Source organism: Micromonospora sp. TSRI0369 (assembly GCF_001905625.1).
Classification (GTDB): Bacteria; Actinomycetota; Actinomycetes; order Mycobacteriales; family Micromonosporaceae; genus Micromonospora; species Micromonospora echinospora_A.
This window is the reverse complement of sequence record NZ_LIVU01000002.1, coordinates 85,287-100,519: the sequence shown is the minus strand read 5'-3', so window position 1 is coordinate 100,519 and position 15,233 is coordinate 85,287. Positions and strand designations below refer to the sequence as shown.

At 70.7% G+C, this 15,233-nt stretch carries 12 protein-coding genes; 8 read left to right on the top strand and 4 right to left on the bottom strand.

Annotated elements, in window-relative coordinates:
- The first annotated feature begins 33 nt into the window (after positions 1-33).
- The 8 genes from AMK25_RS05780 (at position 34) to AMK25_RS05745 (ending at position 7,267) form a co-directional block, all read left to right on the top strand.
- Positions 34-1,131, top strand: coding sequence for a DUF4314 domain-containing protein (locus AMK25_RS05780; protein WP_073827750.1), 1,098 nt, complete (start codon positions 34-36; stop codon positions 1,129-1,131).
- Positions 1,132-1,187: 56 nt separating this feature from the next.
- Positions 1,188-1,670 (top strand): hypothetical protein, encoded by a 483-nt coding sequence (locus tag AMK25_RS31495; RefSeq protein ID WP_083664642.1) that lies wholly within the window; start codon positions 1,188-1,190, stop codon positions 1,668-1,670.
- 352 nt (positions 1,671-2,022) lie between these two features.
- Positions 2,023-3,198, top strand: a complete 1,176-nt coding sequence (locus tag AMK25_RS05770; protein ID WP_073827159.1) for an AAA family ATPase — start codon at positions 2,023-2,025, stop codon at positions 3,196-3,198.
- A 30-nt stretch (positions 3,199-3,228) separates the two neighbouring features.
- Positions 3,229-4,866, top strand: a complete 1,638-nt coding sequence (locus AMK25_RS05765; protein WP_073827158.1) for a VWA domain-containing protein — start codon at positions 3,229-3,231, stop codon at positions 4,864-4,866.
- Positions 4,867-5,162: 296 nt separating this feature from the next.
- Complete coding sequence (locus AMK25_RS05760) at positions 5,163-5,774, top strand: hypothetical protein (RefSeq protein WP_073827157.1); 612 nt, start codon at positions 5,163-5,165, stop codon at positions 5,772-5,774.
- A complete protein-coding gene (locus AMK25_RS05755) occupies positions 5,771-6,310 on the top strand; it encodes a hypothetical protein (protein WP_073827156.1) in 540 nt (179 codons plus the stop codon). Before AMK25_RS05760 ends, AMK25_RS05755 begins: the two co-directional genes overlap by 4 nt.
- A 104-nt stretch (positions 6,311-6,414) precedes the next feature.
- Complete coding sequence (locus AMK25_RS05750) at positions 6,415-6,813, top strand: hypothetical protein (protein ID WP_073827155.1); 399 nt, start codon at positions 6,415-6,417, stop codon at positions 6,811-6,813.
- On the top strand, positions 6,806-7,267 hold the full coding sequence (locus AMK25_RS05745) for a DUF4262 domain-containing protein (protein WP_073827154.1): 462 nt from the start codon (positions 6,806-6,808) through the stop codon (positions 7,265-7,267). The genes AMK25_RS05750 and AMK25_RS05745 overlap by 8 nt, the downstream gene beginning before the upstream one ends.
- A gap of 336 nt (positions 7,268-7,603) precedes the next feature.
- On the opposite strand, the gene AMK25_RS05740 is transcribed toward AMK25_RS05745, so the two are convergent.
- The 4 genes from AMK25_RS05740 to AMK25_RS05725 all read right to left on the bottom strand — a co-directional run bounded on the left by AMK25_RS05740 (position 7,604) and on the right by AMK25_RS05725 (position 15,224).
- A complete protein-coding gene (locus tag AMK25_RS05740; RefSeq protein ID WP_073827153.1) occupies positions 7,604-8,353 on the bottom strand; it encodes a hypothetical protein in 750 nt (249 codons plus the stop codon).
- 182 nt (positions 8,354-8,535) lie between these two features.
- On the bottom strand, positions 8,536-9,549 hold the full coding sequence (locus AMK25_RS05735; protein WP_083664641.1) for a DUF2637 domain-containing protein: 1,014 nt from the start codon (positions 9,547-9,549) through the stop codon (positions 8,536-8,538).
- Positions 9,546-12,569 carry a BTAD domain-containing putative transcriptional regulator gene (locus tag AMK25_RS32950; RefSeq protein ID WP_143194688.1) on the bottom strand — a complete coding sequence of 1,008 codons (3,024 nt, stop codon included), beginning with the start codon at positions 12,567-12,569 and terminating at the stop codon, positions 9,546-9,548. The genes AMK25_RS05735 and AMK25_RS32950 overlap by 4 nt, the downstream gene beginning before the upstream one ends.
- A 540-nt stretch (positions 12,570-13,109) precedes the next feature.
- Entirely contained in the window at positions 13,110-15,224 is a 2,115-nt protein-coding gene (locus AMK25_RS05725; protein ID WP_073827152.1) for a family 16 glycosylhydrolase, read from the bottom strand.
- Positions 15,225-15,233: the final 9 nt, after the last annotated feature.

The following is a 15,233-nucleotide window of genomic DNA, read 5'->3' as shown; positions in this document are numbered from 1 at the left end:
TCCACCGGCCCCGTCGACCGATCGGAGACCGCCATGACCAGCTACGAGGCCGGGCAGCGTGTCGCCCTGGTCCACACCGACGACCCGTACACCCTGCTGCGGCCCGGCGACACCGGGACTGTCCGCCGCCACGACCAGCGACAGAACATCGTGGAGGTCACCTGGGACAGCGGCTCGACGCTGGCGATGTGCCTCGACGTCGGCGATCGCATCGCACCGGCCACCACCACCCCGCCGCCGACCGGTGACCCGGTCGCCGTAGCCACCGGATGGGCCGCCGCGCTGCAACGGATGCGCGCCGCCGGCGCCGAGGCCGGACGCACCGCCGCCGAGTGGTGGGCGCAGGACACCACTGGTGCCCGGGTCGGCGGTGACAGCCGCCTGGCCGCGCGCCGGATCCTGGTCGGCATCGACGACGGCGATCCTGCCGTCCTCGACGCTCTGCCCCGCTTCTCCTCGGTGGGAGAGTCGGTCGACGTCGCCGGGTGGGAGCTGTTTGCCGCCGCCACCGGCGACAGCGCGGGCTGGTTCGGGCTGCGCATCCCGCAGCGCGACGAGGCGGTGGCCGTCTACCGCGACGCCTACGACACCGCCGTCACCGGCCGCGTCGCGGAACTGTGTCATCTCGCGGCCAGCCCTACCGGCACGGATGTGTCCCACCTGCACCCCGACCGGGTCCGGATCGGCGGTGTCGGTGTGTTCGCCGGCGACTGGGCGCGCGCCACCGGCCCTGACGGCGACGACCGGGTCGAGGTCGGGTTCGTCGGCACCCTGATCGATTACTGGAACGGGTGGGCGGTGTTCTCCTGCACCCGCGACGTGGCCGAGGCGATCGTCGCCGACCAGCAGCGCCACCGCGACCGGTACCGCGACAGTCTGCGCGAGCAGGGTGTGCCGGCCGGCGACCTGGACCGGCGGGTCGACGAAGCGTTGGCCGGTCTGTCTTTCGACGGCGACGTCCTCGTCGCCGACCAGCGTGCCCTGTCGGGCGACCCGGACGCCATCGATCGCATCACCGCGGACGGTGATGGCCGGTACGTGGTGATGGGCCGCAGTTGGTGCTGGGAGGCCGTCGATCCGTACGTCTGCGACCGGATCGTCGGCGACCTGCCCGACACGGACAACGCATAGGCCGGCATACCCACCGATGCCCTACCTCGACGGGTGGGCCGACAGAAAGGAAACACGTGACCATCCGCACCCAAGAGGAAATCGTCACCCGGGTCTGGGCTCTGCGCGCCAACCGCGGGGACATCTTCGGCTTCCGGGAGGAGGTGCTCGTGGAGGCACTCGACCTGGACCACGCCCGCCAGGTCATCGCCCCTCGTCAGCCGGGCGAGTGGACCCGGCGGGTCGACCACGAGACCCATGCCCGGGACTACCTGCGATTCGCTATCGGGAAGATCCTCGACCACCGCGGCAACTCGGCGAGCCGGTCGGTGGACAAGCTGAGTGAACTCGCCTGGCTCCTCGGCCGCGACGACGTCGTGGCGGCGATGGAGCACGCCGGCTACCCGATGTACGGGGCGGCCAAGGTCAAGGCGTTCGCCGACGGGTTCGGCTGGCCGTTCCACGATGACCTCGAAGGCGGCGACAGGCTGGCCCTGTCCCGGATGGCCGAGGGACAGCAGTGCGACCCGCAGGGCTGCGAACGGGGCGGCGCCGACTGACCACGACCCCGCCGCCAGCACCACCTCCCGCTGCCACGGTGCACACGTAGTCAGCCGGCGCTCCCGCAATCCCGCACCCGCGCACCCATTCGACTTGATCAATTGGGCTAGCGGAGGTTCCATCGTCGGCGCCGACACCGCGCGCGCGGCCTCGACACCGACCAGCACGCACCAGCGGCGACCCTGCGCGTCGCCGTAACCCTTCAGCAGCACCAGGGGTGGGGTCGCCGACCTGCCCGGGCCCAACGCGGGCCGGGCAGGGGTTGGCCCCACTCGTCTCCGCTGTGCGGTACCCACCGCCCGCGCACCCGGAGACGGGTGCGCGGGCCCGACCCCGAATCGAGGCAATCCCATGACCACACCACACCCGCCTGTCCCCCCGGCCGGTTCACCGCAGAACGACCCGGCCCCGGCCAGCGGCGCCGGCACTCCCACTACCGGGGCGGGCTCCGGCCGGTCCGGCTACCTCTACCGCACAGTCGCCCTGCACCTGGCCGACCACCCCGACCAGATTCTCAAGGTCGGCGAGATCACCCGGGCGATCGGGGCACCCTCGTCCGGGGCGGTGTTCGAGGCGCTGAGGAAGATGGCCGCCGCCGGGCACGCCACCCACCACCGCGACCCACACCGGTTCCAGATCACCCAGGCCGGCATCGACGCCGCCGGCACCCTTCCCGCCGCTGCACCCCGCACCCGATCCAGCGGCAGCAGTGGTGGTGGTGGCCGGCAGGGGCGGCCGGCGCCGGTGCCGCGACCGAACGGGACGCTGTATCACCCGCGGCGGCTCGGGCGGGGCTGGGACGTCGAGGAACTGCGCCGGCTGCGCACCCAGCAGGTGCCCGTGCTGCTGTACGGGCCGCCCGGGACCGGGAAGACCGCGATGGTCGAGGCGGCGTTCCCCGACCTGCTGACCGTCGCCGGCACCGGCGACACCGTCGTCGACGACTTCCTCGGCTCCTACAACCCGGTCCCCGGCGGCGGCTACGAGTTCGTCCACGGGCCCCTCGTCACCGCGATGCGCCAGGGGCGGGTGCTGCTGGTCGACGACGCCACCCTCATCCCGCCCCGCGTCCTGGCCGTGCTGTACCCGGCCATGGACGGCCGCGGCACCGTCACCATCCCCGCGCACGGCAACGAAACCGTGCAGGCCGTCAACGGGTTCTACATCGTCGCCGGCCACAACCCGGGCGTGCACGGCGCGGTCCTCACCGAGGCCCTGGCCTCCCGGTTCACCGTCCACCTGCACGTCACCACCGACTGGGACCTCGCCCGCCAACTCGGCGTCCCCAAGCCGGTCGTGGCCGCCGCGATCGACCTCAACGCCGACCTCGCCGCCGGCAAGACCGTGTGGGCGCCGCAGCTGCGTGAACTGCTCGGCTTCGTAACAGTCCGCGACCAGCTGGGTATGAGCGCCGCCCTGGCGAACCTGGCCGGCATCGCCCCGCAGGACGCCCGCGACGACGTCGCCGCCGCCCTGTCCCGGCACACCGGCACGCCCATCACCGCGCTCGCCCTCGGCAAGCGCTAACCACCCCCTTTTCTGGAAGGAGCCCCTTTCGTGTCCCACCCGCACACCCACCTGCGCCCCGGCACACCGCCGCCGCCAGCCGGTGCCGCCGACTGGCGGGCCTGGTCGCAGGCGTGGACCCAGCACGTTCCGCTGCTGACCGGCCGTACCGATCTCACCGTCCTCGTCGCTCCCGGCGCGGCCGGGGACGCGCCCGAGTGCTTCTACCCCGCCCTGAACCGGATCGAGGTCGACGCCACCTACATCGCCGACAGCCCTGACGTCACCGACCCGGCCAAGGCCCGGCACAAGCGGCTCGTGCCCACTGGCTACGGGCTGCTCGTGCACGGCGCCGCGCACGCCGCGCACAGCCGCTGGAGCACCCCGCCCGGCACCCCGCCGATCCTCGCCACCGTGGCTGACCTGCTGGAGGAATCCCGGGCCGAAGGACGCCAACGCGCCCGCCGCCGCGGCGACCGCCGGTGGCTGCGCCACGTCGTGACAACCCTGCTGCACCCCGACGACGCGGCCGTCGACGACGCGTGGCACGCCGGGCAACTCGCCGCGCTGCTCCTGGCCCGCGTCGACGCCCGCATCGTCACCAGCAAAGACGTCCGCCCCGTCCGGGCCGCGGTCACCGGCGTCCTCGGACGCAAGCGCCTGCGGCAGCTGCGCGACATCTGGCGGGAGGCCCACACCTGCGACGACACCGACGCCGACACCATGATCTGCCTGGCCCGCCGGTGGTGTCAGGTCCTCGGCATCGACCCCGACCAGCAGTACGACCCGCCCGTACCGGACGCCGGCCTGTTCCCCGGCCGCCTCGCCGCGGCCCTCGTCGACTACCTCGCCGTCGCCGCCGGCGTCACCCCAGCCGAGTACGCGACGGCGCTGCTCGCCCACCGGCACAGCCCACCCACCGAGTGGGACCGCACCGACCCGACCGAGCAGGAACACCGCGCCGCCCGCGACCTCGCCAACCGGCTGCGGCAGGCCCGCACCCGCCACACCGAACCCGGCCGGCGCCCCTCGCCGATCCCACCCGGCCGGCTGCGGACCCGCCACGCCATCACCGCCGACGCGCAAACCGCCGCCGGGCAGACGCCGACCGCCGCCCCGTGGCAGCAACGCGCCCAACTGCCTCCGGAGAAACCCCGCCTGCACCTGGCTGTCCTGGTCGACCTGTCCGGGTCGATGGCCCGCTACACGCAGGCGATGTCGTCGGCCGCGTGGATCTTCGCCAACGCGGCCCGCCGCGCGCAGGCGACGACCACCACCATCGGGTTCGGTGACCGCACCACCGTCCTGGTGCCCCCACGCACCTCCCCCCGGCAGGTGCTGCACATGCGCACCGAGCTGGCAACCGCCACCTTCCCGGAAGCGGTCAAGGTCGCCGACCAACTCCTCGACCTGCGCCACGGCCGCACCCTGCGGATGCTCGCCGTCGTCTCCGACGGCTACCTCGACGACATCCCCGCCGGCCAGCAACTCGTCACCACCCTGCACCGCGCCGGCTGCGCCGTGCTGTGGCTGCACCCCGCCGACCCGCCCACCGACGGCGAACCGGCCGACCCGGACCAGATCTGGGGGCACACCTTCACCCACGCCACCACCCTGACCGTCACCGACCCGGCCGAGGCCATCGCGGCGATCGCCGACGCCGCCGTCACCGCCCTCACCCAGGCCTAAACCCCGGCCGGGGCAGGCCCCCAGGCTGGCAGCCGACCAGTCCCACCCCGCGCCGCGGCGCTGCCTGGCCGCTGCCCGGGCGGCGCCGCGCTCCGCGACCTCACGACATACCGGGCCTGGAACGCGGGGCTGCCACAGGCGGCCCTACTCCCATCTCGCGGAGGGCCGATGCCGAACGGCCTCGCTGCCGCCCCCGCGACTTGACCATCCCGCGCCATCGAAGCGTGCATGCATCGCGCCCCGACCGATCCAGATCCCGGGGCGCGGCTACGACGCTGCCCGACAAGGAGTTCCTCATGCGTTACGGCACCGACGACGAACACCCCTTCGACACCGACAACCGCGCCTGGCGGCGCCTGCACGACGTCACCAGCGAACACTTCGACGCCATCACCTGGAACCGGGACCCGGACGGACGGCCGGTCCTGCTCACCCTGCGCGACATGCGCACCGGCGACACCGTCACCCTCGCCGTCCTCGACTCCCTGGAGATCCGCGACCCGCACGCGCTGCTCGCCGTCCACACCAGCGGCGACCTCGACGCCCACGGCCCCACCAGCGGCGCCGACACAGCCCACTCCCACGCCGCCACGCTCGCGCTCGACAGCACCACCCTCGCCGTGACCAGACCCGTGCCACTGCACGACCCCGCCGTCACGGATCTACCCGCCACCGGCTGGGTCGACCTCCCGCCCGACCTCGCCCACGTTCTCCGGCCGGCCCTCGACGACGCCCGCACCGCCGTTCTCGTGCTGCTCGACCGCACCGACGGCAGGCTCGCCGCCGTCGGCCCATTCCCCACCTACGCCGCCGCCGACACGTGGCAACCCGCCGACCGGCCCGGCCGCACCGCCGACCGGCTCACCGTGCCCCTGCACCCGATCCTCAGCGAGCAGGCCCAGCCGTGACCACCACCCGACCACCGGCACACCCCGCCTCCCCCGTCGTGGCCATCGACGTCGACGGCGTCCTCAACCCCGCCAACCCCGGCCGCGCCGAAACACTCGGCTACCGGCCGCACCGCTACAACGGGCCCGCCCCCGACGGCCGGCACGTCACCGGCACCGTCTGGCTGAACCCCGACCACGGGCCCTGGCTGCGAGAACTCGCCGAGCACGCCCAACCGGTCTGGTGCACCAGCTGGAACCACCTCGCCGCCGCATGGATCGCGCCACGGCTGGGCCTGCCGACCACCTGGCCGCACGTCCCCGTCCACGCCGGCGGGATCCGCTTCGGCCACCAGAACAAACTCAGCCCCCTGTACGCCTGGGTCGCGCGGCGGCCACTCGCCGTCCTCGACGACGAGTTCGGCGGCAAGGACCCCACCACCGCCGACCAGCGCACCGCCGACGGCGCACCCACCCTGCTTCACCCGGTCGACCCGCACGACGGGCTGCGCCGCGCCGACATCGACACGGTGCTGACCTGGCTGCGCCGGCTCTGAGCACGCCAAACCGGCACCGCCGAACTCTGTGCATCCGCATTCAGCGGGCCCGCATCCCACGCCTACGCATGCACGTTCCGTGCCGCAACGACAAGGAGCTGACGATGGACAACATGTTCGACGACGCCGACGAACCGGACGTCGACCGGCCACCCCGACTCAGCGTCGGCGACCCGGAACTGCGCAAGACCCGCCGGCTCGCCCGCGAGTGCAACACCTGCATCTTCAAGCCCGGCAACCCGATGCACCTCACCCCCGGCCGGCTCCAGCAAATGGTGCGCGAAGCCCGCGGCGACGCGGGATACATCATCTGCCACTCGACGCTGCCCTACGCCGGCAGCCCGGTCCCGCCCGCGCTCTGCCGCGGCTTCGCCGACCGCTACCGCACCTGGCAACTCCAGGTCATTGAACACCTCTGGGGCTTCGTCGACGTCGAGCCACCCCACCCAGACACGGACCCCGCCCCCAGCGCCGAATTCCTAGGAGACACCGACCATGCGTGACATCAACGAGCTCCTCCGGCGTCAAGAACGGATCATCGACACCATCGGATGGGCCGTCACGTACGTCCTGCCCACCGACGACGGCACCGTCACCACCGCCCCGTTCGCCTACACCGTCGGGCTCACCGCCCACGACTACCCCGAACTGATCACCGCCGGACTGCCACCCGAGGTCGCCCACAGTCTGCTCAACGACCTGGCCCGCCGGGTCTACGACACCGCCGAACGGTTCACCCACGGACAACGCCTCAGCGACGTCATCGCCGGCTACGACGCGATCATCATCGACGGGCCGCCGACCGACGAACTGTTGCCCGGGTTGGCGATCAACCGCTACGGCCGCGACCAGGTCCGCCTCCAGCAGATGGTGTGGCCGGACCAGCAGGGCCGATTCCCCTGGGACAACGGATACCGGTTCGACCCGCGGACACAGCCGCTGATCGGCCGGCTGTAGCCGGACACCCGACCGCCGTCGTCCGCGATCGGCGCCGCCGTGGTGGTCAGCCAACCATATGAGTCGCTGCAGTCCAGCGCGTGATCGGCGAGCTCGTCGTGCACCCGCTGGGCGGCTTCGTCTGTAGAGGCCCGTCGTTACGGGTGCCGGCGGCGCCCGGTCTCCGCCTGCAACAGAAACAGCCGGTACGTGGTGAGAACCGCGTAGGCGTAGGAGAGGGTGCCGTAGCCGAACCCTGGGGTGACCTGGCTGCCCGCTATGCCTAGCGCGCCAGCATCTACCGCGCCTGTCTGGTTCTCATCGCCGCCATCATATGGCTACGGCGATCGACAGAATCTAGCCGGACCATCTGGCGGTAATGGCCTCTTCAACACCGAAGCGCTCGCCGCAGGCCAGGCAGTCCGCTCGGCCAAACACGTAAGTCAGCTTCTCGGCGATGTCAGGATGGTCGTCGGCGATCGCGCGAGCGTGCAGGCGTTTTCCAACACCCGTCAAGTCATCAGGATCAGCGGGCAGCAGTGGCAGCCGCTTGGAGCCGGAGTCGTTCATGTACATGCTGTCCAGCGTGGTAAACGTTCCGTACTGGCCGAACGCGACGAAGATCTCTTCATCGCATTGCAGGCACGCCACCTCGTATTCCTCGTCGTTGAGCCCGTCGAGGTGTCTGCCCCAGACCTCGACACCCTCGAACGCCAGCAGCGCCTGCAACATATAGACGTAGGTGCTGAGGTCGTCATCGGGACCGGAACTTCGGAGCGCTTCCTCGGTCAGCGCTCTCAGTCGAGCGATTTCGTACGGATAAGTAACGTGCGGGTCGAGATCACCGTAGGGCTGATCCACGCTGGACACGATGTCAGCCGCCAGCGCCAGCGGCATCGTCCGCTGCGCGGGCGACCAGCGGCCCGCGATCTCCGTCAGGACTGACAACGCCGGGAAGCTTGCCGGGTACACCGTGCCCTGATGGCACAGCCGGGACCACAGTTCGCCCCAGACCGGGCTGCGCGGGTCCGGTTCAGCCCTCGCCAGCAGACCCGGAACGTCATCTGCCACGCCGTAGGCATGCCTGAGCTGGGACCAGTCCGTCATGCCGGTGATCTAAGCAAGTCCCCACCGCGCCCGCACCACCAGAACCTGCCTGACTCCCCCATGACAAGATCGACAGGATATTGCCTGGGGCTCACTGGCACGCCTTCCACAGGCCCGTCGGCACCCTCCTCATGTAGGGGACAGACATCAAGCGTCTCTACCAAGATCGAGGGCAGTCAGGGTTAAGACGCCCCGGGGACGGTCGGTTGCGGGCCGTCGTGCTGGGCGTTGGCCCGCTGCAGTTTCGCCGGCGGCCAGTACCGGCGCACGGTGCGCTCGGATCTGCCGATCCGCTCGGCGATCTGGGCGGGATGCATCGACGGGTCCCGCTGGTACCAGTACGCGACGGCCGCCGGAGTGGCCGCGGCGACCTGGGCGGCGTTTCCGTGGTCGGAGGGGATCGTTGCTGGGGTCTTCGCGTCGTGGGTTGGCGTCCCGCCGGCGCGATCGCCAGCAGGACGGGACGGCTCGGAATCGCCACGGACGTCGTCGCGGTCGGGCTGAGCCGGGCGGTCTGGTGCCCCATCGCCTTGCGTGCTCGCGGCCTTTCCTCGTGATGGAACCGGGGTAGACACGGCGCCCGGCGACGCAGAGGTGGCCATTGGTTTGGTCTCGGTGACCGTTTCGGCGAGGCGGGGCATTCGCCGCCTGGTGGTCCGGTCGGCGCCGGCCCTCAGGGCGTGGTGTCCTAGCCGCTCCTGAGGGGCCGCTGGTTGCTGCGTGGGCGTGGGCCGGCCGGTGCCGGCGCGGATCCTTCCGGTGATCTCCACGAGGCTGATGCTGGCCACGACGACAAGGCCGTCCACGGAGATCGGCAGCAGGTAGGACGCGCCGGCGTCGATCTCGCCGTAGCGGGCGGCGACACCGACCATGTGCCAGTAGCTGACCCAGCCGGCGATGCCGGCGATCGCGGCGGTGGCCAGCAGCCGCAGGGCGGCCAGGGACCTGCGGTGGCTGGGCACCCTGGAGATCAGTTCCACGGTGAGCAGCAGCGCCAGCGGCGGCCAGGCGGCGATCAGCTGACTGATGAGATTCGGTCGGGCGTGCAGCACATTCGCCGCGATCGACGCGGCGACACCGAGGGTGAGCACGGCACGCACCGCCCACCGCAGCGGCCGTAGACCGACCAGCTGGTCACGGCTGGCCGCGTTCGAAGGGTCACGGTGCGAGGACGGCGAGGTGAAGCTGTCGGTCATGCAGTCGCTCCATCCTCGTCGCAGGAGTGAGGCTGCGCCTGCGGTCGGGGGCGAGGGCGCTGCTGGGCGGCGATGAGCTCGTTGGCCAGGGCGAGGGTGTCCTCGTGTGGTTCGGCGTCGATCTCGGCGAGAGCCCGCGTCAGTGCCCGGCGCAGGGATCGGATCGCGTCTGTCTGGCCGAGGACGGCGCGGGCGCGCATGGCGTGCTGGTAGAGCTCCTCGGTGTAGGGGCTGTGGCGGATCGCCTCGTCGAGCACAGTCAACTGGTGGGCGGGACGGTCGGCGAGGGCGTCGGCGAGCGCGAGGTAGGTGTCGAGGGCCTGCTGCCGTACGGCCTCGCGGTAGGGCTCGATCCACTCGTAGTCGACGCCGTCGGCGAGGTGCCCTCGGTAGGTGTCGACGGCGCGCCGTAACGCGGCGACCCGAACTTGCGGGTCGGTGGCGCGTTCGGCGGCGCGGATCGCCGCGCGCATCCGCCACAGGTCGACGTCAACGAGGGCGGGGTTGAGCGTGTAGCGGTTCTGAGGGTGGGTGAGGTAGTCGCCTGGGCCGCCCGTGTGCCGCAGGACGGCGCGGAGGTTCGACACGTAGGTGTACAGCCGCCCCGGTGCCTTGCTGGTCGGGGCATCGGGCAGCAGGTCATCCAGAATGGCGTCCACGGTCGCTGCCCCGTCGTGGACCGCCAGGTACACGAGCACCTCGAGGGCCTTGGCGCGCAGCGGCGGATGGGACGCGGCGTCGGTGATGCTGGGCGGGCCGAGCACCGATACCTGCACGCGGCGGGGCTGCCGCTGCTCGCCGCCAACGGGGGGCACGGTTTCCCGCTCTGCGGAGGGTGCGGCGTCGTGACCACCGGCGTCGGCCCCGGCGTGCGCGACGGCGATCGGATGGGGCCGGGTGTCGATGATGCCGGTCGATTCAGCCGGCGCGTCGGGGTGGGCGGTAGCCGGGTCGTGGCCGGTGGCCTCGACGGGGGCGGGTGACGTGCTGGCAGTCGTCGGGGTGGGCGTCGCGGCCGTTCCCGGCGTCTCGTCTGGAGTGCTGCGGCGTGCCTTGGTCGAGTTCGCGGTGGCCGGTGGCCGGTCGGCTGACTGCGGCGCGGCGTCAATGGGCGCCGGTGGTTGGCCGGTATGTGACTCGGCGAGGACGCGGAGCAGGGCGAGGGTGTCGGCCGAGGTGAGCACGGCCAGACGCTCCACTGGGACGCGGTGATCGCTCTGGTCGGTGCGGGTGTCGGCGAGGGCTGTGGTGCCGTCAGCGGCGACGGCGACGGTGTCACCGTCGGGCCAGGCGCCGAGCAGGACCCCGTGGATGTCCAGGCGTGTGCCTTGGGTGAGCAGCGCGGCGATGCGGGTGTTCTGCCGGGCTGCGGTGGCGTGGGTCAGCAGCAGCACAGGCGGCAGCGGCTCCCCCGCAGGGTCGAGCGTCCGCAGGTCGGCCACCGTTTCAGCGTCGCTTGCGTCAACGAGACGGCTGCGATGGAGGATCTGCGCTTCGATGAGGTCGAGGGCCTCCTCGACGGTGGTGGTGACCGTCAGACGCGGGGTATGGGGCAGGGCAGCGGTGTCCGTGCCGAGGAGGGTCGTCGCGGTTGTCGCTGGCATCACCACCTGGGTGCGTTCGTGTGGGGCGTCGAGGCCGCCGGTGGCGAGCGCGGCGGTCAGGAAGCCGCGGGCAGCGGCGTCGGCGCCGGGGCCGGTGAGCCCGAGGCCTGCGGGCGGCCAGGTCTCGGCCAGTGGGTGCGCCAGGGACGGCACGGCCGGGCGCGGCGCAGGTGTCGGGTCGCCGCCGGTGTGGTCTTCGCCGTCGAGGGCGGCCGCGTCCCGGCCGGTATTCCCGCCGATGGGGGCTGGGGACGAGTGGAGGTCGTGCCGGTGGTGGCCGGTGGTGGCGGGTGTGGCGGTGCGTGGTGCAGCGCCGCGCAGCTGGCGGCGGATCTGCGTAACCACGGTCGGCATCGGGGTCGTGTCGGTGCCCTCGACGTGGGTAGCGGTCGAGGGCGGGCGCGGGGTGTAGCGGCGACGCCGGTGCGCCCAGACCAGCGCGGCGGCTACGGCGATCGCCGCAGCCAGGCCGACATCCACCCAGCTACCGCCCGGCACCTCGATGCCCGGAGACCGGTGAGGTGTGGGCAATGGATCGCCTGCCGGCGGCTGCGAGGCGCCGCGGGATGGCGGAGTCACACGGGCGGTGGCCGGTGCGCTCGCGGTGGCATCGGGGCCTGTTGGGGGTGGTTGGGTCGCAGGTGCTGTCGGGCCTGCCTTGGTGGTGCTCGTGGGTGTCGGTGTTCCGCCCGAGGAGTCAGGGTTCGTCGGTGGCGCCGGGGCGTCCGGGCGTCCGGATTCGGTACGGGGCTGCTGATCGTGGCGCCGCGGCCGAGTCTGGTCTCCTCTGTGGTTGGCGTCGGCCGGCAGGCGGAGAACCCAGCCCGGGTAGATGAGATCGGGGTTACGCAGGGTGCCGCCGACGTGAGGGAAACGGGCGCCCCGGTTGAGGGCGAAGATCTCCGGCCACCGGTCGGCGTCGCCGAGGGTGCGGGCAGCGATCCCGCACAGGCTGTCGCCGCGGCGCACCGTGTAGGTGGACGGCGGCACGGCCGGCTGGTGGCTCGCAGCGGGACGGTGGGAGACGGGCGATGCCGTCGCTTGTCCGGCCGCGGCTGGTTCATCGGTCGTGGTGGTCGCGGCAGTGGCGTGTGCGACCGCGCCGGTAGTGGTGGTGACGGCGGTCGCGCCGAGCAGCGCCGCAGTGAGGCCCTGGACCGGACCGGGAAGGCGTAGGGCGGGTGCCCGGCGCAGCCGGCGGGCCAGCGACGCGTACACATGGAAAAGGACGGCAGTGGCCAGCAGCAGCCAGAGCGTCACCGCCGCGGCTGCGGCGAGCACGGCGACGATGCCGCTGGTCATCGGGTCGGCCATCCATTGCCGCATGGTGGCCGGCACCGGCAGGTGGGGAGTCCAACCGCTCTGCATCACCATGACGACCGCGATGGCGGCGGTGGACAGGATGCTGGTGGTCAATGCGGCGGTCCGTACTCCTGTGGATGCCACCAGCCCTCCTCCTGCTAGCCGTCCACACCCAGCAGGGCTGCTGGTGGGGCGGTGCAGCGACGCTATGACCCCAGCACGGTGCGGAGGGCAGGTCGGCGGCTGACGGCACCTCACGGCGCCTTACACGACCTCACAACAGCAGATCAGCGAGAAACGACGCATACTGGGCCCATCAGCTACAGCTCCTGCGCACGCGCTCGTCGGCCCTTCTCAGCGCTCCTCGACGATTTCGAACCGCAGTCCCCATTGCGGCACGCATCCGGTGCCGCAAAACACGACCCACGACTGAAAGACCAAATTCTCGGCGAGGTACCGCGGTAGCTGCGCGAACAGCAGTATCCCTGTTCCCCTAGTGGGAATTCCGTCGGCGCGGATCAGGGTGCCAGCGGGAACTGCGTTCTTCGCCCTGGGAGTTCTGCGCCTTCTCGTGGCACCACGACCGCTCAGGGATATCACCTGCGCCAACCGCCGATATCGCGTACGAGCATCGCGCCCATTACGCTGATCATTTCACTCAGTCACGAGCAGGTTCCTGAAGGCAGCGGCCGCGGGCAGCTTGTGCTGGTCGACTTGTCCGGCGAGCTCCTCGGAGCGGGGCGCCCACAGGTTGGCATGAACGCGCATATTCAGGTGGGGGATCGGTGTCGGATCCCAACCAACGCGCTCATGGACTACCCTGCCGTCTACCAGCCAAGTCATCCGGTCTGGCTGCCAGTCGATGGCGTAACGATGGAAGTCCTCGGTGGCGTCGAAGCCGAGATCGATCCGGGATGGCGAGCCGCGGTAGCCGAAGCCCAGGGCTGTTCCGTCGTCGCCGGGATTGAAGTACACGTTGACCAGCATCCGCCGGGGATCGGAGCCAGCGAACTCAATGTCGATCTCCTGCCGTGGTGTGTCGCGATGCAGGAAGAATCCGGTGATGAGCCCCGAGCCTGATGCTGCCCTTATCTCTACCTCAAAGCGCCCGTACAGGAACGAGCGTACAGATGCGAACGCCCCCGACCGGTACGGGCGCGGTCCACCCTCGATAGCGTTGATCACTAGGCGCGCGCCCTCGTCGCTGTGTTGGAGGCCTTCCCGCGCGAACGAAGCCAGGTTGCCCGGGAACGTCTCAACGAGACCAGGGAACGATGTCGACGCCTCTGTCATGGAGGCCTCTGCAATAGCCGAGCCCCCCGTGCGAACGGAATGGCGCAGGTTCTGCGTCGGCCGCCATCCGCTCGACGCAGGAAGGACCCAGGGCGAATCATCCATCGCAAAGTTGTCACGCCGTAGCCGTGCCTGGGGCAAAAGTCGTGCGGTCGGGCGTTGGTCTCGGAACAGGCGGAGGGCTCGTGGAGTTCCGGCGGGAAAGGGTTCGGTAGGCTCAACGAGGCCCAACACGGCACAGAGGAGCCCCCACGATCCGCCGAAGGAATCACGAGGTGCCAGAATCGCTGACCGCGACGGCGGCAGCCGGTCTAGCTCCAAACCCGCTGGTGTCAGTGCGTCCGCCTCAAGGACAACAATTGAACGCTCGTTCGCCATCGCAGCGGCAAGCGCGGCCGGCACGAGCGGAACGTCGACAAGGGCGTCGAATACCCTCAACGCGTCTGTCAGTTCCTGTTGGTGCATCGGTTCCTCGTCACCGTCGAACGCGCGGACGCGCAACCCGAGCATCGACAGCGCCATGGCGAGGCTTTCCCGCTCCCCGCCCGCGGTCCACGCCAGCACTGGACCGAGGCGCGATGGGGCGGGAGGCTTGACCGCGTGCCCCGAGTCGACGATCCCAGCGCGGGCCAGATACGGCAGGACTGAGTAAGCATTGTCGGACGGTCCGTCGTGCCTTTGCGCGATAGCGGGCGAAGTGAGCGCCAGCGCACCGAGTTCTGCAAACCGGTAGTTCATCCATAGGTCAACGGGTCCGACCACAGGCATCGCGCGAAGGAGCGTTGCCGCTCCCGCGCGCGAAAGCACGTAACCCGAGAGGAACCATAAGCCCCGCGCAGGCCGAAAGAGGATGGGGCAAGCATCGTCGCGCGTCGCGGTTCCGCCGGCGTCAGAGTAGGATAGGTAGAGTAGCTTCGGTTCACCTTCGGCTGTGGACCGGTCGAGGGCGGCACGCCATCCGCGGTCGATCACGGCTGGGGCGCCAGGCCTGAACCAGACGTCGTCCTCTAGGACGAGAACGTAGTCCTCGGTCCCCGTCGCGACGGCTTTCCAGACCTCCACATGCGACCGCGCCACAGCCACTTCCTGCCGAGACATCCGCACCGGCTCATCCTCGGCGAAGCACTCTGCAAGTCGGGCGTCGGGTTGCACGTGCAACTGATCGCCGATTCGATACATCGCGTCCACGTCAGCGGTCGCCGCTACGGCACGTCCGTCCCGCGCATCCACTGCTGCGAGCCGCCGTGTTATCGATGTCAAAGGAACGCCTTCGGATGTCCGGAACCGGCTTAGCTCTTTGGTCACGCGCCGCCATCGTCCCGGCTGCCTGTCTAGGTTGATGACGATAATGGCCTTAATCTGGTCTGCGTTTCTGCCGAAAGCCTGAACTCTGCCACCTGGAACAGAGGCGGCCAACGAGCGCCAGGTGCGGAATGCGAGCGCTCGCACTGGACTGGTCATTTTCTTGATGTTCATTAAAGGTCT

Bases quoted from the DNA above. Each gene is read 5' to 3' on its own strand.
- AMK25_RS05780 (WP_073827750.1), top strand. From the start codon at position 34: ATGACCAGCTACGAGGCCGGGCAGCGTGTCGCCCTGGTCCACACCGAC.
- AMK25_RS05770 (WP_073827159.1), top strand. From the start codon at position 2,023: ATGACCACACCACACCCGCCTGTCCCCCCGGCCGGTTCACCGCAGAAC.
- AMK25_RS05760 (WP_073827157.1), top strand. From the start codon at position 5,163: ATGCGTTACGGCACCGACGACGAACACCCCTTCGACACCGACAACCGC.
- AMK25_RS05750 (WP_073827155.1), top strand. From the start codon at position 6,415: ATGGACAACATGTTCGACGACGCCGACGAACCGGACGTCGACCGGCCA.
- AMK25_RS05745 (WP_073827154.1), top strand. From the start codon at position 6,806: ATGCGTGACATCAACGAGCTCCTCCGGCGTCAAGAACGGATCATCGAC.
- AMK25_RS05740 (WP_073827153.1), bottom strand. From the start codon at position 8,353: ATGACGGACTGGTCCCAGCTCAGGCATGCCTACGGCGTGGCAGATGAC.
- AMK25_RS05735 (WP_083664641.1), bottom strand. From the start codon at position 9,549: ATGACCGACAGCTTCACCTCGCCGTCCTCGCACCGTGACCCTTCGAAC.
- AMK25_RS05725 (WP_073827152.1), bottom strand. From the start codon at position 15,224: ATGAACATCAAGAAAATGACCAGTCCAGTGCGAGCGCTCGCATTCCGC.